Source organism: Pseudoalteromonas sp. NZS37 (assembly GCF_015864265.1).
In the GTDB taxonomy this organism is placed as follows: Bacteria; Pseudomonadota; Gammaproteobacteria; order Enterobacterales; family Alteromonadaceae; genus Pseudoalteromonas; species Pseudoalteromonas arctica.
The window spans coordinates 185,271-209,720 of sequence record NZ_JADYXL010000003.1; the positions used below are offsets into that span (position 1 = coordinate 185,271).

Annotated in this window: 17 protein-coding genes; 10 read left to right on the forward strand and 7 right to left on the reverse strand. The window is 38.7% G+C overall.

Annotation, left to right across the window (positions count from 1 at the left end):
* Positions 1–149: 149 nt before the first annotated feature.
* Complete coding sequence (locus I6F47_RS06780; protein WP_197183555.1) at positions 150–2,666, forward strand: plasma-membrane proton-efflux P-type ATPase; 2,517 nt, start codon at positions 150–152, stop codon at positions 2,664–2,666.
* A 118-nt stretch (positions 2,667–2,784) separates the two neighbouring features.
* Here the strand turns inward: I6F47_RS06780 and I6F47_RS06785 are convergent, their stop codons facing one another.
* Positions 2,785–3,210: a hemerythrin domain-containing protein gene (locus I6F47_RS06785; RefSeq protein ID WP_197183556.1), complete on the reverse strand. Its 426-nt coding sequence runs from the start codon at positions 3,208–3,210 to the stop codon at positions 2,785–2,787.
* 347 nt (positions 3,211–3,557) lie between these two features.
* Here I6F47_RS06785 and I6F47_RS06790 point away from each other — a divergent pair, with 347 nt between their 5' ends.
* From I6F47_RS06790 to I6F47_RS06800, 3 genes are read left to right on the forward strand one after another with little or no spacing between them, the layout of a single operon-like run.
* The gene (locus I6F47_RS06790) at positions 3,558–3,812 is read left to right on the forward strand and encodes a hypothetical protein (RefSeq protein WP_197183557.1); all 255 of its coding nucleotides are present in this window, start codon (positions 3,558–3,560) and stop codon (positions 3,810–3,812) included.
* Positions 3,813–3,871: 59 nt separating this feature from the next.
* Positions 3,872–4,129, forward strand: coding sequence for a hypothetical protein (locus I6F47_RS06795; RefSeq protein WP_197183558.1), 258 nt, complete (start codon positions 3,872–3,874; stop codon positions 4,127–4,129).
* A 37-nt stretch (positions 4,130–4,166) separates the two neighbouring features.
* Entirely contained in the window at positions 4,167–4,385 is a 219-nt protein-coding gene (locus tag I6F47_RS06800; protein ID WP_024600489.1) for a DUF6500 family protein, read from the forward strand.
* 36 nt (positions 4,386–4,421) lie between these two features.
* Here I6F47_RS06800 and I6F47_RS06805 read toward each other — a convergent pair whose 3' ends face one another.
* Together I6F47_RS06805 and I6F47_RS06810 are read right to left on the reverse strand one after the other, a co-directional pair.
* Positions 4,422–6,341 carry a tetratricopeptide repeat-containing diguanylate cyclase gene (locus I6F47_RS06805; protein ID WP_197183559.1) on the reverse strand — a complete coding sequence of 640 codons (1,920 nt, stop codon included), beginning with the start codon at positions 6,339–6,341 and terminating at the stop codon, positions 4,422–4,424.
* Positions 6,342–6,519: 178 nt separating this feature from the next.
* A complete protein-coding gene (locus I6F47_RS06810; protein WP_197183560.1) occupies positions 6,520–8,175 on the reverse strand; it encodes an RluA family pseudouridine synthase in 1,656 nt (551 codons plus the stop codon).
* A 321-nt stretch (positions 8,176–8,496) separates the two neighbouring features.
* On the opposite strand from I6F47_RS06810, the gene poxB reads away from it, so the two are divergent.
* Complete coding sequence (gene poxB / locus I6F47_RS06815; protein ID WP_197174324.1) at positions 8,497–10,221, forward strand: ubiquinone-dependent pyruvate dehydrogenase; 1,725 nt, start codon at positions 8,497–8,499, stop codon at positions 10,219–10,221.
* A gap of 244 nt (positions 10,222–10,465) precedes the next feature.
* Here poxB and I6F47_RS06820 read toward each other — a convergent pair whose 3' ends face one another.
* The 3 genes from I6F47_RS06820 to I6F47_RS06830 form a co-directional block, all read right to left on the reverse strand.
* A complete protein-coding gene (locus I6F47_RS06820) occupies positions 10,466–11,692 on the reverse strand; it encodes a threonine/serine ThrE exporter family protein (RefSeq protein WP_010553647.1) in 1,227 nt (408 codons plus the stop codon).
* Between the two features lie 116 nt (positions 11,693–11,808).
* Entirely contained in the window at positions 11,809–13,038 is a 1,230-nt protein-coding gene (locus I6F47_RS06825) for a glycosyltransferase family 4 protein (RefSeq protein ID WP_197183561.1), read from the reverse strand.
* Positions 13,035–14,030, reverse strand: a complete 996-nt coding sequence (locus tag I6F47_RS06830) for a LacI family DNA-binding transcriptional regulator (RefSeq protein ID WP_197183562.1) — start codon at positions 14,028–14,030, stop codon at positions 13,035–13,037. Before I6F47_RS06830 ends, I6F47_RS06825 begins: the two co-directional genes overlap by 4 nt.
* 166 nt (positions 14,031–14,196) lie before the next feature.
* Between I6F47_RS06830 and I6F47_RS06835 the strand changes: the two genes are divergently transcribed.
* Both I6F47_RS06835 and I6F47_RS06840 read left to right on the forward strand, forming a co-directional pair.
* Positions 14,197–16,659: a S9 family peptidase gene (locus I6F47_RS06835; RefSeq protein WP_197183563.1), complete on the forward strand. Its 2,463-nt coding sequence runs from the start codon at positions 14,197–14,199 to the stop codon at positions 16,657–16,659.
* 71 nt (positions 16,660–16,730) lie between these two features.
* A complete protein-coding gene (locus tag I6F47_RS06840; RefSeq protein ID WP_197183564.1) occupies positions 16,731–17,348 on the forward strand; it encodes a LysE family translocator in 618 nt (205 codons plus the stop codon).
* A 53-nt stretch (positions 17,349–17,401) separates the two neighbouring features.
* On the opposite strand, the gene uvrA is transcribed toward I6F47_RS06840, so the two are convergent.
* Positions 17,402–19,978: an excinuclease ABC subunit UvrA gene (uvrA, locus tag I6F47_RS06845; RefSeq protein WP_197183565.1), complete on the reverse strand. Its 2,577-nt coding sequence runs from the start codon at positions 19,976–19,978 to the stop codon at positions 17,402–17,404.
* 268 nt (positions 19,979–20,246) lie between these two features.
* On the opposite strand from uvrA, the gene I6F47_RS06850 reads away from it, so the two are divergent.
* The 3 genes from I6F47_RS06850 to I6F47_RS06860 all read left to right on the forward strand — a co-directional run bounded on the left by I6F47_RS06850 (position 20,247) and on the right by I6F47_RS06860 (position 24,304).
* Entirely contained in the window at positions 20,247–20,651 is a 405-nt protein-coding gene (locus I6F47_RS06850) for a hypothetical protein (protein WP_007375644.1), read from the forward strand.
* A 159-nt stretch (positions 20,652–20,810) separates the two neighbouring features.
* A complete protein-coding gene (locus I6F47_RS06855; RefSeq protein ID WP_182673663.1) occupies positions 20,811–22,151 on the forward strand; it encodes a hypothetical protein in 1,341 nt (446 codons plus the stop codon).
* A gap of 62 nt (positions 22,152–22,213) precedes the next feature.
* Positions 22,214–24,304 (forward strand): retron Eco8 family effector endonuclease, encoded by a 2,091-nt coding sequence (locus I6F47_RS06860; RefSeq protein WP_197183566.1) that lies wholly within the window; start codon positions 22,214–22,216, stop codon positions 24,302–24,304.
* Positions 24,305–24,450 lie beyond the last annotated feature (146 nt).

Consider the following 24,450-nt stretch of genomic DNA (forward strand, 5'->3'; position numbering starts at 1 on the left):
TTTATATTATTTCATCTTAAATATTGCGTTAGATCAAAGTTAATATATTTGTAAGAACAATATCGACAGCTTTAGTTTATGTTAGCTATACGGTTAGTAGGTTTTAATTACCTCAAGTTATTCAACTCAATGTTGTATAGAAGGCTCGTATGGAAAAGGTTAAAATTTTGTCGGCGCATCAGTCATCAAATCGTTCAGAGAACAAGTCTTCACACAATCAAAATTGCGATGAATGGAGCAAGCTTGATTTAGTACAATTACAAGCAAAGCTAAAAACATCATCCGACGGGTTAAGCCAAGCTGATGCCACACAAAGATTGGCACAATATGGACCTAACGAACTAGTTGAAGAAAAACCAAATTTATTACTCAAGTTTTTATCTTACTTTTGGGGGCCAATACCGTGGATGATCGAGGCCGCTATTATTTTATCGGCGCTTGCTAAGCACTGGGCTGATTTTTTTATTATTCTTGTATTATTGCTGTCTAACGTATTGGTTGGCTTTTGGGAAGAGCATCAAGCGGGTAATGCAATTGCTGCATTAAAAGCAAAATTAGCCAACAAAGCACGCGTTCGCCGCGATACTCAATGGCAAAACTTAAGTGCCAGCGAACTTGTACCGGGTGATGTTATTAGAATGCGGATGGGCGATATAGTGCCTGCAGATGCGCGTTTGCTAAATGGTGATCCAGTAGAAGTAGATCAATCATCACTTACGGGTGAGTCGTTACCGGTTGTAAAGTCGGCGGGTGAAACTGTTTATTCGGGCTCTATTATTCGCCAAGGTGAAATAGAAGCAATAGTTTACGCAACCGGCGCTAATACCTTTTTTGGTAAAACAGCACAGTTAGTGCAAGGGGAGCGAACCGCAAGTCATTTTCAGCGTGCGGTGCTTAAAATTGGTAATTATTTAATAATGCTTGCTGCGGCTTTAGTGCTGCTTATAGTTATTGTTGCTTTGTTTCGCGATGATCCAATGATCACCACATTGCAGTTTGCACTGGTATTAACCGTTGCGGCAATACCAGTCGCAATGCCAACAGTGCTATCAGTTACTATGGCTGTAGGCGCTCGTTTATTGGCTAAAAAGCAAGTGGTTGTAACGCGTTTAGCTGCAATTGAAGAGCTAGCAGGTGTTGATATTCTGTGCTCTGATAAAACAGGCACATTGACACAAAACCTATTAACGTTAGGTGACCCGTTTTATATCGAAAACTCAATAAATAAAGGCTCTGCTGAGCAAGTTATATTGTACGCGGCATTAGCATCTCGCTCAGAAAATAACGATCCGATTGACTTAGCAGTATTACAAAGTGTTAAAGCTGAGCAGCATCTAGATTCTTATCATATAGAGCATTTTCATCCATTTGATCCTGTGAGCAAACGTACTGAAGCAATCGTTAAAAATGATGATGGCAAAACATTTAAAGTGACCAAAGGTGCACCGCAGGTTATTTTAGCTTTGTCGGCTAATATTGAGGCAGTTAAAACTCAAGTTGAGGCATCAATAGATGAATTTGCAGCACGTGGGTTTCGCTCTTTAGCGGTTGCTAAAACAGACGAGCAAGGTAAATGGCAATTTATAGGTGTATTGCCGCTTTTTGATCCACCGCGTGAAGAAGCAATACAAACCATTGCCGATGCAAAAGAAATGGGTATGAGCGTTAAAATGGTCACGGGCGACCAAGTGGCCATTGCGCGCGAAACTGCAAGTAAACTGGGTTTAGGGACAAACATTCTTGATGCTAGTGGATTTGGTGCAACTGAGCATCATCAAGCCACACAGTTAGATGACTCAATCGAGAGCGCTGATGGATTCGCGCAAGTATTCCCTGAGCATAAATACTATATTATTGATGTGCTTCAGCATAGAGGGCACATTGTTGGCATGACAGGAGATGGCGTAAATGATGCGCCAGCACTTAAAAAAGCTGACTGTGGCATTGCTGTATCGGGTGCTACAGATGCAGCGCGTTCAGCAGCATCAATTGTGTTAATGACCGATGGCTTATCGGTTATTATTGATGCAGTTAAAGAAAGCCGAAAAATATTTCAACGCATGAACAGTTACGCTATTTACAGGGTTGCTGAAACACTGCGCGTATTACTTTTTATGACAATGGCAATATTAATTTTTAACTTTTATCCGTTAACAGCAGTCATGATTGTGATGCTTGCTTTACTTAACGATGCCGCCATTTTGTCTATTGCATACGACAATGTGCATTATCAAAATAAGCCCGAAACATGGAATATGCGGCTCGTTTTAGGTATTGCATCTGTGCTGGGAATTGTAGGGCCAATTGCAGCCTTTGGTTTATTTTACTTGGGAGATAAAGTATTTGAACTCGACCGTCCTCATCTTCAAACATTAATGTACTTATTACTTTCTGTAGCAGGGCATTTGACTATATTTTTAGCGCGTACCCGAGGTCCATTTTGGTCTATTAAACCGTCTGCTATATTAATGGTCGCCGTATTTGGCACGCAAGTTATAGCAACACTTATTGCTGTTTATGGTATGTTTATGACCCCACTAGGATGGGGGTGGGCACTTGCCGTGTGGGCATATGCTTTGGTGTGGTTTTTTATTAACGATGGTTTGAAGCTAGTGGCTTATCGAATTTTTGATCCGACAGAAGCACCCTTACTAGAGAAGAGTTAGCATATAGGCTTAAAAAAATGGTTATAAGCCAAGTGGCTTATAACCAATAGTACACAAGGGAGTGTATATAAGGTGGTTCAATTATTTGTGAATAGAGTTACTCACAAATAAAAAGTATTTAGTGCATTGCATCGTTATATTGCTTTGCTAAGCTTTGTTTTTGCCCTTCGGTTAGTGCTTTACCAGCCAATTGAAATACTTCGTGTTCTTCTTCGCTTAAGTGATGATGTACCAAATGGTGCAGCTTTTTAGCTGCAACTAACCATGCAGACGAGCTCATTTCGGTATCTTCAAGTTGTTCAATTAATTCATCAATTTCGTGATGTTCAGCTACGCTGTGGCGCGCTTTTTCATGAGTTAAGTCATCAAACATAAGTGGGTTATAAAAGTAACGTTCTTCAAATTTTGCGTGTTGTTCTAGTTCTGTTTTTAGCTCGTCCATTAGCGTGTGGCGCTTCTCTGTTTCGCCGTGCGTTTGAATAAGCGCATCTACTAATTCTCGTTGTTTGTCATGATCGTGACGTAGTGCTTCAAAAATATTCATAACTAATCCTTTTACAATTTATTTGCTTATATCACTAATGTGCAAACTAAATGCCAAATATTAAGTTGATGTATTTTATTGCTTTTATTTTGATTTTTTATTTTTATGCTCATATCACTGTAAATTTTACAGTGATATGAATGCAATAATTTCAGGATTTTACATAGTTCAATTATAAAGGGAGTATAAATCCCTACAGAACCTTACAAATATTTACTGGTTGTTTATTTTATTGCAGTGATAAAGTAGCAACATTATTTAGGTACAACCTATATGTATTACTCCCACATATAATACATATAGGTATAAATGCAGGTAGCACGTTAACTGAATAGGATAGTTTAAGGATGAACATAAAAAGCCCCATCGCCGCATTATTGCTGTGCGCTTTACTAAGTGCGTGTAGTACAACCTCGCGTTCTGACCCTAACTTATGCATTGAAGAGGCTGAAATGGTTGATCGAAATGGCGCTCAAACAAGCTCAGAAGTTTATAATGAATGCATTAGCGCACAAATTAAAAAGGATGATAAAAACGACACTTTTTTTGATGCTATCGGTACGTTCTTTTTTGAATTTTTTGTAATGGTGGTAGAAAAGTAAATAGGCTAACTTGCAGCTGTGATTTAAAGTAAATAAGTTGCGTAAAAATAGGATTGGTTATGAAGCAATTGTTGATAGTAATTCCACTTTTTTTATTACTAAGCGCTTGTGCGGCACAGCCTTACGCAGGCTCGGCAAAATGTATGGAACAAGCAGATATTGCATACGAAACCGATACACGTAAAAATGGAACATTAGATAATGAATGCAAAGCTACAAAAGTAAATACGCCTAATAAAGAGCTTGAGAATCATGGCTTGGTTGATAGAAGCCTTTTGCAGCTAATCGTTGGCTTTTTAAATGGTGTATTTCAATAGTACATATACAGTAAAAATATAACTAAATAAGGTATGTATGAGGGAAGAACTAAGAGCAAAAATAATTACCGTATGCGATAAAAAAATAGCAGTTAAAGGAGAAAATGTAGGGCTTTCTTTTTATGCATTTTTTGCCAATAAAAACGACGATCCAGAGCTACTTATGGAAGCTGCTACTTGGTGGATACACACCCATAAATTAGATCATTTTGTAAAAGCACATAAAATTAAACAAATGGTTTTAGACGAACTTTAGTCAAGTAAGTGAGCCAATACTTTTAGCTGTGTTTATTTAATCAACTACGATTTGGTTTCTTCCGTTTTCTTTTGCTTTATAAAGTAATTTATCTGCATGCTTAATAAGAATATCGAGTGTGCTTTTTAAAGGGCTACTTACAGAGGCTCCTGCACTAAAAGTGATTTTTGTATCTGTAGGAAAGTCTTCTATATTACTGTAATGCTCGGCGAAGCTAATGGCGAGTCGGTTAAATATATCGCGAATTATTTGTTCATCAGCCGTATTTAGTGCAAATAACCATTCTTCGCCGCCGTAACGGCCAAACTGATGATCATTACAGAGTGTTTCTCTTGCAGCTTTTGCAAAGGCAATAAGAACTAAATCGCCAACATCGTGACCAAAATGGTCGTTAACTTTTTTAAAGTAGTCTAAGTCAACAATTGCTATAGTCATTTTACCTTCACTGAGCTTTGCTTCTGCTGCGCGCATTATTCCTCTTCGATTAGGGCAATTTGTTAGGTAATCTGTTAATGAAATATCGTGATACTTTTGACGTTGTCGAGCTTGTCGATAAAATAAAAATAATGAAACAATCACTAAAATAAACGCAATAGCAGCGCTAAGTCGCCAAATTATTTTTTGATGATATTCTTCTTTAGCTTGTAGCTCACTAATATCTTTTGCGTACTCTAGTTGCTGTATTTTTTCTTCTTTTTCTTTTACTTCAAACTGTATCTGTAGTGTTTTTATATTATTTTCACTGGTTGCTTCGTAGTGTTTTTTTGTATAAAGGAGCTTTTGTTCAATTGCTTCAAAAGCCTCGTCAGTGTAGTTAAGGCGTCGCTTTAGCTCATAGCGTTTACTTAAAAAATCGGCTTTATAAATACTGCGGCTGAATTTATCTAATTTTAAAAACACCTCATCGTTTGCTTCATTTGCTTGATCAATTAAATCTAGTTTTATATATATGTCAGCTAACAAAATGAGCGATGCGAGTTGCATATCATAAACACCTGCAGAACGAGCAAGCTCAATGTTTTCTTTAGTTAAAGTTAAAGCTTTATCGTAGTTTGCTTGTAAGTACTCAATACTGGCAATTGAGTACTGAGCAAAGGTTAAGCCTTTTTGCATATTAACTTTTTTGAAATAGAGCAATGCTTTGTCTAGGTATATTAAGGCATCTTTAGGTTTCTTAATCTCCAGCAATACATTGCCTAAACTCCAATATGCTTTTGAGGTAAAAAGCCCATCTTGCGTTTGCTCATATGCCGCAACCGCTTTTTTTGCATAATATACGGCTTTGTCTTTTTCGTTTAGATAATTATATGCATCGGCTATTTTTCTAAAAAAGTATCCTTGAGATGCTGAATCGTCATCTTTTAATGCTAATTCTAACCCCTCTAGTGCAACATTTAGGGTCTTTTTCAATGCATCTGTATCGGTGTAATAGTAAGCAAGTGCTCGTAAAATAATGATTTTTTCTTTAGTTGAATGCTGTTGCAAGCTCTCTTCTAATTTTGTGGCTAGCGTTTGTGCTGGAGCTGGGTTTGGCTCCCTAGCTAGAGACTTGAGTTGTGATTCGAGAAATAATAAATATACACTTTTTTGGTTTGGTAACTCTTTGTTCTTTAAGTAATAGGATAAGTGTGTGTTTAACGCTTCGTATTTTTCTTGTCTAAAAAGTAACTCCGCATACAAAGCGGCCGCTTCTAGATGAAGGTTTTCCCAATTTTGCTCTTTGCTTATTTTAAACGCTTGAGTGAGTTTGTCTTCATTTTGAAGATAGTCTAGTTCATTTAGTTTTATGTTATTGATGAGGGTTTGAGTCGTGTCAAAGTCTAGCGCATGTAAAGTTGCACTTAATGAATCGCCGTTAGCTGAGGCAGGCTTACTTAAAAATAAAAATAAAATGAGAACAATATACTTTGCCCACAAAGTATTACTTAAAATCTTTATTTGTGTATTGTTAGCCATGTTAATCCTTTGCTGACTTATTTTTATTATTGAAATAATTATTCACATTGCTTAATAAACTTGGGTTTGAACAATTTTTTATACTCATCATTGAAAAAATAAGACCATAAACAATATCAATTTAATTAATAAAAGCCAATATTTGTACGTTTTAGTGGTAGCGGTTTATGTGCTTTTGTTAAAAATCTGCGGCTACTTCAAATTCTAATCGTTTATCCGTAATAGGGTGAGTAAATGCTAAGTATTCTGCATGTAAATGTAATCTATCTGCTTTTTGCCCGTAATGTGTGTCGCCTATAATTGGCATGTTTAAACCTAAGCTGTGCGCGCAATGCACTCTTAATTGATGAGTACGACCTGTTTTAGGATATAACTGTAATCGGGTAATATTGTTGTTACGCTCTAAAACGTGCCAGGTAGTAAGTGATGGCTTACCGTGTTTGTAACACACCATTTGGCGCGGTTTATCATCAAAGTCGAGCACTAAGGGTAAATCAATTACTCCGCTATCCTCAGCTACGTTACCATTAACTAATGCGACATAACGTTTATCTATAGTGCGGTCAATAAATTGCTTTTGCAGTGCTTTGTGCACGCGTTTATTAAGTGCAATCATCAATAACCCAGAAGTCGACATATCTAATCTATGTACAATTAGTGGGCCCGAAGCCTCTGGAAACTGCGTTTTGATTCGCATATAAACTGAGTCTTCAATATTTACGCCAGGCACAGATAAAAACTCAGCGGGCTTATTTACCACAAGTAAGTCGTCATCTTTATAAACAATATTTAAATCTTTACCCTGAGCTGGGTTGATAAGTAGCGGGTTATCTTCAACATCTAAACCCTTTAGCATGTGCCCAAGTATTGGTTGGCATTTACTGTAACAAGAAGGGTAGTAGTTTTTATGTTGCCTAATTGCTGATTTAGGTGCTGCTCCCCACCAAAACTCAGCCATAGCAAGTGGTTTTAAACCATGCTTATAGGCGTATTGTAATAATTTAGGCGCAGCACAATCGCCAGCACCCGAAGGAGGAGTGTGCTCAGGCAGTGCTGCAAATATGGCATTTAAGTCTGTAGTTTCTCCATTTGCATTTAAAAATTGGTACTGTGCAAATAGCTTTTTTTGTAAGCTTTTAGAAAGCGTTTTACGGCGTTTTTTTAAATGAGCAATTTCATCAGAAATATTGATGTGTGTTTGCTGCAGTGACTCGATTATATTTTGCCAATAGGTTTTAAGTGCCAGCAGTTGCTTTTTTTCTACGATACTTTGCCCTGCAAGCTTATTTTTTAACTGCTCAAAATCACTTTCGCTAAGCTCTAATTTGCCTTCGGTACGTTGTATTTTTCGTTGCTGGCGACCGGCTTGCATTACTGCCTGTTGGGCTAATAGTGCTTGCTGGTAGCTTTGTGTTGCATCATCAAGTTTGCTATTAACTTCATGCAGTTGTTCGCTATTTTCTAATTGCTCAATTTGAGCATTAATATCGTTAATTATTTTACTTTGAGCTAAATAGCTATCGTCTTGCAGTTGCATGCTAGAAACTGGCGGTACAAAGCTAATATTGGCTTTATCACCTTCAATTTGCCCCGAATAAGCACTTAAAAAGCCTAATTGTTGCTTAGCATTTTGCACCACTAAAACCCCAAACATTTTACCGGCATTTTCTGCTTTTAAATGCGTTAACGTTTCAAGTTGTTGCTGTAATTGTTTTGTGGCTGCTACAGCTAATGGTTGCGGCTCGTAATAAAAAGGGAAAGTAAACTTTTCAGGAAGCGCGAGAGAATCAATATTTTGAGAAAATAATGTAAAGCACGAAGCAGAATTTGACATAGAAGTAAGAGAAAAACATTCAGTAAAATAATTGAGCGCATAATAACATATTCATAGTTAAGCCACTAAAAATCTCGCACCCGCATATTCATAAACACTTTAAAGCGGACATTCATGTTTTATGTATCAGTATGGGGGCACAGCAAACCTAGTAGTACCGTTTGTTAGTAAAGTCTCAGTAGCAATATATCTATTATTATCAAAATACCTAAGCTTATCGATTCTCAATAATTGAGCGCATTTCGAAACGATGACTTACTTGATAGATCAGAGGCGAAAAATCAATTTACAGAATAACTGAATATTTAGGAGTTCTATATTATGAGTCAAAATATCGCAAGTTTTATTACTAAAACCCTTGAACAAGCGGGCGTAAAGCGCATTTGGGGAGTAACTGGCGATTCACTTAACGGCATTAGTGAAAGCCTGCGAAAAATGGGAACAATTGAATGGCTAGGCACACGTCATGAAGAAGTTGCCGCATTTGCAGCTGGTGGCGAAGCACATTTATCAGGCGAGCTTGCGGTGTGTGCGGGCTCTTGCGGCCCAGGTAACCTTCATTTAATTAATGGCCTATTTGATTGTCAGCGTAATAATGTACCGGTATTAGCAATTGCCGCACATATTCCTTCATCTGAAATTGGCAGTAGTTATTTTCAAGAAACCCATCCGCAAGAATTATTTAAAGAATGCAGTGTGTATTGTGAAATGGTTTCGAGCCCCGAGCAAATGCCGTACCTGCTAGAAACCGCAATGCGACAAGCAATACTAAACAAAGGTGTGAGTGTACTTGTGCTACCTGGCGACATTGCATTAAAAGATATGCCTAAAGCTATTAAGCCAAAATGGAACGTGCCAAAACCAGCAACTTATACCCCCGCTTTATCTGATATTGAAGCAATGGCGACTCATCTTAATAAAAGTAAAAAAGTAACCTTGTTGTGCGGCGCTGGTTGTAAGGATGCCCACGACGAAATTGTTGCGCTAGCCGAAAAATTACAAGCACCGATAGTGCATGCTATGCGTGGTAAAGAATTTATTGAGTACGATAACCCTTATGATGTTGGTATGACTGGATTTATTGGCTTTGCGTCGGGCTATCATGCAATGCAAGAAGCCGATACGTTACTTATGATTGGTACTAGTTTTCCTTATCGTGCTTTTTATCCTGAAAATACCACCATATTGCAAATCGATAATCAGGCTGCGTCACTCGGGCGACACGTGCAAATTGACTGTGGCGTGTTAGGGGATACTAAAAATTCAGTGACCACATTGCTTGATTATATTAAAGGTGAGCGGACAAGTTCGCACTTACAAAAATGTGTTAGAAACTACAAAGAGTCTCGACAAGATCTTGATGAACTAGCCAGTGGCAAAACCTCGCAAAATTTAATTCACCCGCAATACCTAACGCGTTTACTCAACGAGCAAGCGGCTGACGATGCTGTTTTTACTTGTGATGTAGGTACGCCAACAGTGTGGGCTGCGCGTTATTTGTCAATGAATGGAAAGCGCCGCTTAATTGGATCGTTTAACCATGGCTCTATGGCAAATGCCATGTCGCAGGCAATGGGGGTTCAATCTGTAGATAGAGACCGCCAAGTCATTGCAATGTGTGGTGATGGTGGCTTTTCGATGTTAATGGGCGATTTAATCTCACTTAAGCAGCTTAATTTACCAATAAAGATTGTTGTTTATAATAATCGCTCACTTAGTTTTGTGGCTATGGAAATGAAAGCCAGTGGGTTTTTATCAAGCGATACCGATTTAGAAAACCCAAGTTTTGCTAAAATTGCAGAGGCCTGTGGCTTAAAAGGGATTCATGTGGACGACCCTGAAAAACTGCCATCGGCAATGAACGAGATGATGAACCACTCAGGACCTGTTGTTTTAGAAGTCGATACCGCAAAACAAGAGCTTTCAATGCCACCGCAAATCAAATTAGAGCAAGCAAAAGGCTTTAGCGTTTACATGATGAAAGCGCTGATAAATGGCAAAGGTAACGAGATTGTAGAGCTTGCCAAAACTAACTGGTCACGCTAGTTAAGTTACTTCCCTATTGAGTATTTTTGCTCAATAGGGAAGTGTAAATTAGAAGTAGGATATGATTAAAATGGAAGGTTTTTTAGTATAGTGTTGGAATCACTACGATGCTTTTGAGCTCACTCAAGTGCGATGTAAAGAGCTAAAACACTTAGCATTGGCATCAATTGCTACTTGGTCGTTGTTTTAGTTTAACGTTTCACTCGCTTTACTCAATCAAAGTAAAGCGAGCGCTCAGTATCACTTACAAACTCTTTTTAGGCGGTAGGGCTACGTTGGCAAATATTAGTCCTGCAACAAGCGACATAAATATTAAAAACGTTTGTTGGCCTATGTGCTCTGCATATACAAAGTCTTGACCTTCAATTAGTGAGTTTAAGCCAATATAGGTTTTGCTACCTGGTACTAATACAATCAAGCCTTGCATGGCAACAATAGAGGCCGGCGCATTAGCAACGCGGTTAAACAAGTTACTAAATATACCCACCGATAAAGCACCTACAAATGTACCTAACGTGTAATCAAGGTACATAGCCGAGCCAATACTGGTGCCATACGCTATAAAGCCAGATGCAATAGACCAAACTGCATGTTTAAGTTTGGTTCTAAAAATCACGATTAGGCTGCTACAAAGTAAAAATATAGCTAGCCATGCTGTCCATTTTGGTAATGGCTCAGGTTGTACAAAATCGGCTTGCCCAAAGAGTGCAAAGCCAATACCTATGCCAATAAAACCGCCAAAATACAGTTTAAATAGCAGCATAAACGAGTCCATTACCCGCGCAGTGCCCGACACTAAATGCCGTGCGGCAAGCTCTGCTAAACCAAGCGCAAGTGCTAAACCAGGTATAAACACAATAATGGCCGAAAGTACCACTAAGCGTATATTTATCTCAGGTGTTATGTATACGCTTACTGCACACGCAAGTATTGCTGATATTATTGCCACTAATGGCTCAAGCATATGAGCTACGCGTTTTGAGCGCCCAGACCAAAGCACAAACACATAAACAACTAAAGTAAGTAGCGATGACCAAATAACATCAGTCCAGCTAGTACCCATTAACATTGCAAACGCACCACCAGAAGTTGCAAACGCAACGCCCGTAACAAGTTTATTGTATGGGTTTGGCATTACAAAAATAGCGTCTAGTTGCGCATCAACTTCTTGTAAACTTAGCTTGTCGTCAAGCATTTGGTTTACAAGGTCGTCGGTGTCGGCAAGTGAGCCTAAATCGTGATCGCCAGGGTCTACACGTGCTACGTGGGTGTACTCGTCTTCGTGACCATCGGTCCAAATAACAAACGTTACAGAGGTTGGCGACATAACAAACGACGATTTAAGTCCTAAGTATGTAGCCACTTCCATTAGGTGAGCTTCTAGGCGGTAAGCAGGCGTACCATATTTGTGAAGCATCTTACCCAATTTAACGATAAATTTGCGTTTTTCTGTAAAGGTTGCAGTTTTCAAATCTTTTTGGACCAAATATTGCGATAACTAAGCTAAAAATATAGACAATACAGCTAAAAATGCCCACGTTTGATGGGCGCGATTTTAAACACTAATTGGTGTGTGTCTAGTCATTTTTAATCTAATTTTTTATTTTTTTCGGCTATCCATTGCGACATGTATTGAGTGCTGCGCATTGTATGATGTTTGAGCATTTGACCGGTGAAGTTTTTTTCGCGATGAGCGTTTAAATCACTACTTATTGAATCGACTTTTTGAATTAACGCAGCGCTCAATTGTACTTTGTTGTAGAGCGTATTAAGGAGCGTGTTGCCATCTTGCTGCGCTTGTTCAAAGTCACTTTGATTGTTGTGCATTTCAATGGCAGCGTTGGCAAAGTCATCGGCGGTGTTGGCTATTTTACCCGGCCATGGTAAACCGTTATGCATGCCCTCTGCGCCAATATTGGTGGTAACGCTGGGTGTTTGCATAATCATGGCTTCAAGCAATTTACCTTTAATGCCTGCACCAAAACGCAGTGGTGCTAAACATACGCGTGCGCTTTGCATTACATCAAACGCATTATCGGCCCAGCCTTTTATTAAAAACCCTGTTTTAGGGTTATTTAGTGCCGTGGCTTTTGGTGGTGGGTAAGAGCCATAAATATGTAGTTCTGCTTTTGGTAGCTGCTTGCGAATAAGTGGCCATATTTTTTGCAAATAAAGTACAGCATCCCAGTTTGGCGCGTGTCTAAAGTTACCTATGGTCATAAAGTGCTGGCGCTGCTCAAACGTTTTTGTACTTGTAGGCAGTGAGCTTAAATCGACCATAAACGGTAAATGGTGTAATAAACTTGGCTCTATTTTAAATACGCTATTTAGCAGGCTCATTTCATAACTTGAAATAATTAAGCTTAGGTCGCAGCGTAAAATAGCGGCAATTTCGCGTTTTGCTATGTCTGAGTGTAAATCGCTGGTTGTAAATTCACGCTCACCTTTGTGCGCTTCGTGGCGAGCGTTACGCAGACATTGTAAATCTTCGGTATCTAAAATTTTAATTGCGTGTGGGCAATGTTTATCGACGCGCCAGCCAAATTGTTCTTCCATCATAAAACGGTCAAACATGACTATATCTGGATTATAGGCTTTAACGTATTCGTCAAAGCTGTCGCAGTTTAGTGCAATGCTTTGACTGGTTATGCCGAAGTCGTCAAGATTTACCATGTGATCGGTGCGCTGCGCGGGCGTTGCAAATTCAACGTCCCAGTTTTGCGCTCTAAAGGCATTTAATAACGACATCATGTGCGTTCCCGCAGCAGACGAATTTGGCTCTGGCCATACGTAGCCAATTACCAGCACTTTTTTCATTGGCTAGAATCTCTAATTTGTAAGTTTACATTTACCAGTGTTTTTACTGGCGGGGCTGTATTTTGTAGTAGCTCTTGCAGTATTAAAAGGCACCGCTTAGCTATATCAGTTGTACTAATAGCCACGGTGGTTAAGTGATTATTTATAACCGCGCTATTAGGAATGTGGTGGCAGCTCACTACTTTAATACAGTGATGTGTTAATGAGTTAATAGCGGCAATAACACCTTGAGCAATAATATCGTTTGCACACACCACTGCGTTTAATGTGGGGTTGTGTTTATATGCTTCTATAAATGCATTTTTAGCGCTAAGGGCTGTGTTTACTGCGCAGTGAATGGGTGCTAATGGTGTAATGCTGTGTTGCGCACAAGCGGTATTAAAGCCACTTTGTAGTGCTTGTGAGTCGTATAAAGTAAGTTCACTGCCTATAAATGCAATGTTTGTCACGCCTTGTGAAAGCAGATGCATACTGGCTACGTGGCTGGCTTTTTTATAGTCGGGTAATACACAAGGAGCTGCGCTAAAAGGCACTTCGCTCATTACGGTAATTACTTTGTGTTGCGCGCTGAGCGTATCAAGCCATTTGGGGCAAGTATTAGCAACGGGGCAAATAATAAATGCAGCAGCGTTGTATTCTTTTAAGTTTTTAACTGCGTTTGCTTGTAGCTCAAGGCTATTATTACTGCTTACAATCATGGCTTGTAGGCCGTTGTCGTTTAACAAAAGTTGTAGGCTGGTAGCAAGGTGTGCCATAGCTGGGTTAGTTAAATCGTTTATTACTATGGCCACTAAATTTGAGCGCTTTGAGCGCATAGCAGCGGCATCACGATTATAAACGTAACCTAGCTCATCAATCGCTTTTAGTATTTTTTGTTTACTTTTATTGCCCACTTTATCGCTTTGGGTAAGTACCAAGGATACGGTTGATTTTGATACACCAGCACGCTCTGCAACATCAAAAATAGTGACTGATTTGGCTTTGTTATGCATTGTATTTTAAGTACCGCAGTGGTGAATAAATAGCGCTGTAGTTTAGCTTAATCAGCACTATTAAGTCATCTTTTAGAGGTGTTTAACTTACCTTAATACTTTATGAACAAAGCAAAACGTGTTTATATACGCCTATAAGAGTAAAAAATAACAAAAGGATAAAAACATGAGCGCTTTTAGGCTGTTAGTTGCCTTTATTTGTTGTGCGGCATTAGTACCAACAAGTTACGCCGAGCAGGGCTATCAAACCCCATCACCTGAACTTGCAGCATTGGTTGACGCTAAGTTAGCACCCACTAGTTACTTATCGAGCGATGGCCAGTGGCTAGCGCTTTTTGAACGCAAACGTGTAGTAACCCTTGATGAACTTGCAAAAGAAGAGCTTAAGCTTGCTGGTATTAAGCTAAACCCCGCTAATTTTTCGCGCTCTCGTGTGAGTGCCAAATTTAGTGCCGTGGAGCTAAAGCATGTTCAAAGCGGGTCGGTTATCAGTATTAATAACTTACCTAATGGCATTATTCGCTCACCTAAATGGTCATCTAACAGTAAATATTTAGCCTTTGTTGTTGAGCAACCAACCCAAGCCAACTTATGGCTTTACAGCGTTGAAACCAAACAAGCAAAAGAGTTATCTAGCGCTGCATTAAATTCGGTATTAACTGCCTCACCATATAAATGGCTGCCAGATAGCAGCGCCATTGTTGCAAATCTTGCTGTTAATTTTGGTAAACCAAAGCTTGAAAATAACAGCCAAAATGTAGTGCCTGTTATTCAACAAAGTACTGGCGAAAAAGCACCGGCACGTACTTACCAAAATTTATTAACCAGCCCGTTTGATGAAGCACAATTTAAATTTTACGGCCAAGGGCAGCTGGCTTACATAACGCTTGATGGCAATACCCAAGCAATAGGTAGCCCTTCTTTATTTAAATCGTTTTCGGTATCACCTGATTCTACCAATATTTTAGTAGCGGGTATTAATGAGCCGTTTTCGTATCAAGTGCCTTACAGCCGATTTGCAAGCACATGGCAAATATGGGGCATGCGCGGCTATGCATTAGCAGAGCTGGCAAAACAGCCACTTGCCGATAACATTCCACAAGGTTACGACAGTGTACGCACTGGCCGCCGTGATTTTGAATGGCGAGCCGATCAAGGGGCTGAAGTTATTTGGGCGCAGGCGCAAGATGGCGGCGACATGAAAACCGACGTTGAGCATCATGATTATGTTTACAGCTTACGTGCACCCTTTAAACGCGAGCCTAAATTATTTGCCAAAGTAGAGCGTCGTTATTCTGGTATTGAGTGGGGCAACGAAAACGTAGCCATGCTGACAGACTGGCGCTTTAGCGATCGCCAAGTACGTACTTACATAGTGCAACCACGAAATGCCGACAGAAACCGCGTTTTATTTTCAGAGCGTAGTTACAACGATGCGTATAAAGACCCTGGTAATGCAATTTACGAGCGCAACGATTTAGGCGCAAACGTAATTAAAATTGTAGGCGGGCGTTATATATATCTGCGTGGTAATGGAGCTTCAGAGCAAGGTAATATCCCGTTTTTAGACCAATACGATGTTAAAACAAATAGCAGCAAGCGTTTATGGCAATCAGAAGCACCATACTATGAGCGTGTTCGTGCACTGCTTGACGACGAAGGTGAGCGCTTTATTACTATTCGCGAATCTAAAACTGAGCAACCTAACTTTTTTATACGCAACTTAGATAACGACACGCTAACGCAATTAACGACATTTGAGCATCCGTACCCTGCATTTAAAGGCGTAACTAAAGAGCAATTACGTTATAAACGCGACGACGGTGTTGAGCTTTCGGGCACGCTTTATTTACCACCAGGGTACGATAAAACACAAGGCCCGTTACCGGTACTTATGTGGGCTTACCCACTTGAATACAAAGATAAAGCCGTTGCATCACAAGTACGCGAATCGCCTTATGCATTTACCTATATTGGCTATTGGGGGCCAATGCCTTACCTTGCCAAAGGGATTGCAGTGTTTGACGACCCTAAAATGCCAATAGTGGGTATTGATGGCAGCGAGCCAAACGATAACTTTAGAAAGCAGCTAGTATCAAGTGCGCAAGCAGCTGTTGATGTATTGGTTAAAAAAGGCATTGCCGATAAAGATAAAATTGCCATAGCAGGGCACTCATACGGTGCATTTATGGTTGCTAACTTATTGGCTCATAGCGATTTATTTAAAACAGGCATTGCCCGCAGTGGCGCGTATAACCGCACATTAACGCCGTTTGGCTTTCAAGGAGAAGAGCGTGATTTTTGGCAAGCACAAAGTGTGTACGCTAATATGTCGCCGTTTTTTCATGCTGAAAAAATTAACGAACCAATGCTAATGATCCACGGTCAGGAAGATCCTAATTCAGGAACCTTCCCAATGCAAAGTGAGCGCATGTACGCAGCGCTAAAAGGTTTAGGTAAAGATGCTCGCTTAGTAATGCTCCCTTACGAAGCACATGGTTACCGTGCGCGTAAAAGCTTATTACATGTATTGTGGGAACAAGAACAGTGGTTAGATAAGTATTTGCTAAATGATACAGCAGAGCCAGTAGAGGTCATTACTGAACCCGTAGTAGGTACTGGGCAATAGTAATAAACATGAGTAAGCAATAGCGCGGCTACTAATAGCCGCGTTTTTGATTTTAATATGAGAGTAAATTAATGATTGATGTTGCAGCTCTTGCGGTTTTTATTCCTACGTTCTTTTTTGTGTCTATCACCCCAGGTATGTGTATGACCCTTGCCATGACACTCGGTATGAGCATTGGCGTGCGCCGCACATTATGGATGATGATAGGCGAGCTGTTAGGTGTAGCAAGTGTTGCCATAGCTGCGGTATTAGGCGTTGCAAGCGTAATGCTAAATTACCCAGATGCGTTCGCTATTTTAAAGTGGGTAGGCGGTGCGTACTTAATTTATATTGGTATAAATATGTGGCGCGCTAAAGGCAAAATGTCGGTTGATACCTCAAAACCAAGTGACGTAAGTAGGAAGTCGTTATTTACTCAAGGTTTTGTAACCGCAATTGCTAATCCTAAAGGGTGGGCGTTTATGATCTCGTTATTACCGCCGTTTATTAGTGTTGAGCATGCTGTAGCCCCTCAGCTTTTAGTATTGCTTGGTGTTATAATGACCACCGAGTTTTTAAGTATGTTAGCTTACGCAACAGGCGGTAAAAGCTTACGTTTATTTTTAGCCCGTGGCGATAATATTAAATGGATGAACCGTATAGCAGGCAGTTTAATGATACTTGTGGGCGTTTGGTTGGCCCTTGATTAATAAAAAAGAGCCTCTGGCTCTTTTTTATTACACGCAAACTGACGATAAACCGCTTAACCAGAGTGTGTGTGGCTTAATTGCGCTTTTAAAAATGGCGCAGTTTTACTTTGTTTTGACTCAGACACCTTTTGCGGTGTACCTTGTGCGACTATCACGCCTCCCTGTTGCCCCGCGCCTGGGCCTACATCAATTACCCAGTCACTATTACGGGCTACTTGCATATCGTGTTCAACCATAATAACGGTATTGCCAGCATCTACTAATTTATTTAACTGCGACATTAACATTGATACATCCGATGGATGCAGACCCGTAGTTGGCTCATCAAGAATATAAAGTGTGTTACCGCGCTGCGCACGTTGCAGCTCGGTTGCTAATTTAATACGCTGCGCTTCACCGCCAGAAAGCTCAGTTGCAGGTTGCCCTAAACGTAAATACCCAAGACCTACTTGCATAAGTGCATCGAGCGCTCGTAGTATTGCAGGTTCGTTTTCAAAAAAGGTATGCGCCGATTCAACCGTTAAATTGAGAATATCGCTTATGTTTTTATCACGATATGTAACCTCTAGCGTTTGTTCGTTATAGCGCTTGCCATGACATACTTGGCAATGTGAGTAAACGCTAGGTAAAAACAGCAGTTCTATACTTACAAAGCCAACGCCTTCACAGTTTTTACAACGGCCTTTAGCTACATTAAACGAAAAACGACCGGCATCGTAACGGCGCTCTTTTGCTTTTTGTGTTGAAGCAAATAGATTACGCACGTGATCAAACAAACCCGTATAGGTAGCTAAGTTTGAACGAGGGGTACGGCCAATCGCTTTTTGATTTACGGTAATTAGGCGGCTTATATTATTTATACCTTCAATGATTTTTCCGCTGGTGTGTGTTTGCAGCTCTTGTTCGAGTAAGTCGGCTTCGTCGGTTGGCGCTTGTGTTACTACTTTTTGCCCAAGTGCTTCGTAAACAAGTTCTACTAACGCTTGGCTTACTAGGCTTGATTTACCAGAGCCCGAAACCCCAGTAACTGTTGTCATAACACCTAATGGAAATTCTGCATTGAGTTTTTTAAGATTGTTACGCTCAACATCAGCCAATTTTAACCACGCTTTTGGCTGCCTATGCTCCTTTTTTTGCGCGCTGTTTTGAGTAGACTCTTGACTGGCGTTTTTAGCAAAAAGGTGACGACCGGTGTGCGAATTTTTTATTTTTCTTAACCCTTCAACAGGGCCGCTGTAAATAATGTCGCCACCATGCACACCTGCATCAGGGCCTACATCAACAATCCAATCGGCGTGTTTAACAACGCTAACATCGTGCTCAACAACAAATACAGAATTGCCAGCCGCTATTAGCTCATCGAGCGCTTTTAAAAGTGCTTGTGTGTCGGCAGGGTGTAAACCCGCAGATGGTTCATCTAACACGTAAACTACCCCAAATAATTTAGAGCGAATTTGTGTGGCAAGTCGCAATCGTTGTAGTTCTCCGGGTGAGAGCGTTGGCGTTGTACGCTCTAGCGACAAGTACCCTAAACCAAGCATGGTTAGTGCTTCAATACGAGTGAGAATGTCACTGGCAATGCGCTGCGTAACAATGGCTTGCTCTGGATTTTTTGTATTTTTATTTACTTTGGTGTTGGCGGCGTTACTTAATTTTTTAGCAAGTTCGTTTAAGGTAAGTTGAGATAGCTCGCCAATATCGAGCCCTGCAAATTTAACACTTAACGATGCTTGTTTTAATTTTTTACCTTGGCAAGTAGGGCACTGCGATATTTGCATAAACTGTGATACGCGCTTTTTTGTACGCGGGCTTTGCGTAGTAGCAAAAGACTGTAAAACAAAGCGTTTAGCGCTTGAAAAAGTTCCCATGTAGCTTGGATCTTCGCTATTTTTTATCGCATTTTGTGTTTGCTCATAGGTATATTCTGGGTATACCGGCACAGTAGGTGTTTCGTCGGTAAATAAAATCCAATCGCGTGCTTTTTTAGAAAGTTTGTTCCAAGGTGTGTCTATGTCATAACCAAGGGAAGTAAGAATACGGCTTAGGTTTTTACCTTGCCATGCTGGTGGCCACGCTTCAATGGCGCGCTGGCGAATAGTTTTTGTATCGTCTGGCACAAGTAGCTTTTCGGTTACTTCAAACACTCGGCCTATCCCTGAGCATTCTGGGCACGCACCTTGTGGCGTATTCGGCGAAAACGCATCGGCGTAAAGTATGCTTTGCCCTTTGGGGTATTCGCCAGCACGAGAGTAAAGCATGCGTAGCGCGTTAGAAATAGTTGTTATGCTGCCAACGGATGAGCGAACCGAGGGCGCGCCGCGTTGCTGCTGCAAAGCAACGGCAGGCGGTAGCCCTTCAATAGAATCAACATCGGGCTCATCAACTTGATCTATTAACCTACGGGCGTAAGGCGATACTGAATCAAGATAACGGTGCTGCGACTCAGCAAACAGCGTTCCAAACGCAAGCGACGATTTTCCAGAGCCCGATATTCCTGTAAAAACAACCAATGCGTTACGAGGTAAATCAACGTCTACATTTTTCAAGTTGTGAACGCGTGCCCCTCTTACTTGAATGCTATTACTGGGATCAGATAAATCCATTGTTGAGTTTTTATGTGTGCTTGCCATACGTTTATACTCCTGTTTAATCGCGCTTTTTACTTTAAGTTAGCTTTGAATTATTTACTCTTATCACTCGTTATTACCCTAAAGTAGCGCAAGCACACTGAATGAGCGCTTAGTCTGCAATGGCGCAGCCAAAGCGCTGGGTAAATAACGATGATTGTTTGTTTACATAATAGGTATGGAATGCGAAATATAATTTAAACAGTTATTGTTATGTAATTTGTTAAGTAATTTACTAGGTATTTTACTAGGTAATAAAAAGGAACTAACAGTGAATAAAGCCTTAGTGATCATTTTATTGGTGCTTTCGTGGGCAACCCAAGCCGACTCTATCAAAGCGCTAAATGTTGACCGTGCAGTACCAAATAGCATGCACTTATCGTTTGCAAACGATAGCAACATAACCCCTAAAAAAGGGGATTTTAAAATCGTTAATTATGTATTAATGAGCAATGAAGAGGGCGAACGCTGGGCTGTTATAACGCTAACTAACTTATCGTCGGGCAATCGCGAATTAGGCGAGGAGCACTTACTTGCGCTTTTTGCTGACGGCAGCCGATTCATGCCAATGGAATTTAAACTCGGTTTCAAAGGCAACGAAACACAATCGGTAACTGTATCGTTTGCCGATTATAAATTCCCTATTTTAAGTGTGTATTCGAGTAACGATTTATAACTATACCAGCTTTAAAAGGGTATAATTTCTAATCCATAGTTTAAATACTGTTTTTATTCATAACTTTGATGAAGTGTTTGAACTTTCAACGTGTTTTTTATTAACTTCATCGTAAATGTTAATAAATTATAGTCTAACTAAATAGAAAAAGGTGTATGGATGACTTCGTGTAAAGGTAATAGGCAGGCAGTAATTATCATACATGGTATTGGCGAACAAAGGCCTATGGATACGTTGCGGAGCTTCGTCAAAAATTTATTTAGCAAAGATATAAGAAATAAACCAGATAAAATGTCTGCATCTTTCGAGTTAAGGAGGCTCCAGGTTCCTGGTAAAGGGCGATATCAACCTTTAACAGATTTTTATGAGTACTATTGGGCCCATCACATGCGAGATACAAAGTTAAGGCATGTGCTTAGTTGGAGTCGTTCACTGTTACTGAAAAGGCCTAAGAATGTAAGCAATAATTTATTACCTATTTATTATTTTTTATGGATTACTTTCTTCCCTATACTGTATTATTTTTTATCTTCTGTATTAGATTTTTTACAGGGTGGATCTTTAATAAGTTTAACTTCATTGTTAATTGTAATTGGCTTTTTATTTTTTGATTATCACGTTTTGAGAATAATTTATGGGACTATTGATGATGCCGCTCGTTATTTGAGCCCCTCTCCAGATAATATTGAACAACGTAATAAAATTAGAAAAGAAGGAATTGAACTATTAGATAAGCTTCATAAATCTAAAAAATATCGGAGAATTGTAGTTGTTGGTCATAGCCTAGGTTCTGTTATTGCTTATGATTTATTGAGGTTATATTGGGCGAGCATAGAGGTTGAGAAAAGAAAAAATACGAAAAAACAAAAATTACTCCATAGTTTTTCAAGCGATAGCAATAATATTTTATCTTGTCAAAACTATCAAACAGAGAATGAGCGCATAAAGGACTACCAAAATCTTCAAATAAAATTATGGCGCGAACTTAGGGAGAGTAATTGGCCGTGGCTAGTTACGGACTTTGTAACTATAGGTTCACCATTAGCTCATGGGAGCTTTTTATTGGCCAACGATGGCGCTGAATTTGAACAATTAAAAAAGGAAGGGGAATACCCTTGCTGCCCGCCAGTGGGTTCTAACAAGGTTTTTTATAAAAAAAACTACAGAACTCCAGACAATGGTTTAACTACATCAAGCGTACCAACTTACTCAGCTCCATTTATATGCACCCGGTGGAATAATATCTATTTCCCGCACAGAAAAATATTTAAAGGAGACTTGATTGGAGGCCCTTTAAAAAATATTTTTGGAAGAGGGGTTAACGATATTCCTGTTGGTATAAGTGGTTATTTCAAAGAGTACTTACAATCACATACCAAATACTGGTCTTATGATATAGATTCTTTTAAAGATAAAAATAAGAATCATCCTACTCAAGCTGTAAGGGATTCTATGTCACTAGGTCGGCTAAAAAATAATGAGATGTGGCCTGAACCATGATACATTTTAAGTGCTAATTTATTAGTTGTTGAAGTATTATTTATATGTAATAGAAGAAATAAATGAGTATTAAATCTATCGAAATTAAAAACCTATTTTCATATGAATATATGAAAATAGATGATGTTAAAGATATTAACTGTATTGTTGGTAAAAACAATGTTGGTAAGTCAAATATATTAAAAGCTTTAAGGTTTTTTTATGGGAAATTGGAAGGTAAAAGAGAGTTAGGGCCAGAGCTATATTCAAATTACACATCATATGGTTCAATAACTATTGAGTTTGACACAGAGAGGTTACATCGGATAGTTAGATCTTCGGAAGTACCTTATTTTAAAAGAATTAATACTATTTTATTTAAAGATTTCTTTTTAGATAGGGATGAAAAAAAAACTTTATCTAATTTTTTACGTACCGAATCCCAGCTTGTTTCTAGTTATCCATTGACATTACATATAAGAAATGATGGTCTTTCTGAATGGTCGATAAAAAATAAGAACGCTATTGATCTTCTGAGTACAATTTATCCTTTTTTCGAAGTTGATGCGCGGCATATGAACCTCCATGAATGGGATAAAATCTGGCATATTGTAAGTAGTTTGAAAACTATAAACTTTAATAAAATACCAAAGAAAGACGTAGAGTTATTCTTTAACGAAAAATTAGGTGAAAAAAATAAATCTTATAGTCAGCTTATATCAATTGTCGATAATGCCATTTCCACTAAACAATTTACTTATAAAGAAAGAATTTTAAATTACATTAAATTAGGCCTTAAAGGCGATCAATTTGAAATTAACGGAGAGAGCTTAGATTTACAATCAGATGGAACTAACGCTTATAATTTTACAAATACACTTTTAACATTATTGATAGCACTTACTCGCTCAGAATACATATCTCCTTTTATATTTCTTGATGAACCAGAGTTAGGTTTACATCCTAAACTTAATGAAGGTTTGATTAGTAATATACATGAAAATTTTATTAAGTACGGATTTAAAAAGAATGGTGTGAAGATTAAAACTAAAATGCCAAGTATTTTTATATCCACGCATTCACCTAATATAGTTAAAGAAGTAATAATTAAATTTCAGGGTAAGCATCAAGTACTCCATATATCTAAAGATAAAGAGCAGGGATCACTACTAAAAAAATTACATTCAACTTATAAAGATAGTAATTTTTTAAGTACTTTCAGTGATAATGAAGCCAGGCTTTATTTTAGTGATCATATTTTATTTGTAGAAGGTCAAACAGAACTAGAAGCTTTTGGAAACTTGTCATTAAGGATGCATTTTAAACATTTGAGTCGTGTTGATGTATATAGTACTAGTAGTAATACAACTAGTGAGAGTATTAATCCAGGTGCAACTGACGCTGCTATAAAATATCTATTCTTATTCGATGCTGATAAAGCTTATTCTTTCAAAGATAAAGGTAAAAATGAACTTACGGTCCAGTTAGAAAAGAATGGTCGATTATTTAACCTACGTAAGCAAAATCTTGTAGAGCAGAAGATATATTATAAAAAGGGATTCAGTGCTGAATTTAAGCGTTTAAATAAAAATATCAATAATATTTTAGATTTTAGTTCAGAAAGTCACAAAGTGGAAAGGCATAACGTAAGATTTACCGACCAAAAATCATATTTGAATTTCCATTCTAATGTTGAACAATACCTACTGTCCAAAAATGTAAAACTGATACCTAATACTTTTGAAGGGTGCTTAATATGTTTAACAAGTGCTAGTTTATTTTATCAATGGCTAAAAATAGAGAAAAATATAGATCTAACCCTTTTTGTTAAAAAAGCTAGAAAAAATAGCAATGAAAGACGATTAATCGACTTTCTAAGAATAAAGTTTAAAGGTAAATCAGAAACTTTGAAGAGTGAAAAGCAGTTTCGTATCAAAAGTAAGTCTGACACAATATCTGGCTGGGGTATAAAGTACTTTGAGGAGTTAGAAAGTCTGTTAAAAAATTCGGAAAAAAAGAAAAAAACTGATGGTTGGGTTACTCAGTTCCTTAATTTTTCAATTAATGAAATAGAGAGAGAGTCCTTGAATACTAAAATTGAGTTTGAAGAACTTTTTAGTAATTACTTCCCTGAATTACATGATATAATAACAAGGCTTCAATCTGATAGGTAATGGGAACGGTTTAGTTATTAATTTAACTTAATTGTAAGGGCTTGTCCCTTCATGAACTTAATATAACTAGTTCATAAATAAATAAATAGTCTCTCAGTCAGCAGTTCATTGTCAGCGTGTCTGAGTACTCAAGGTCACATGTGCAA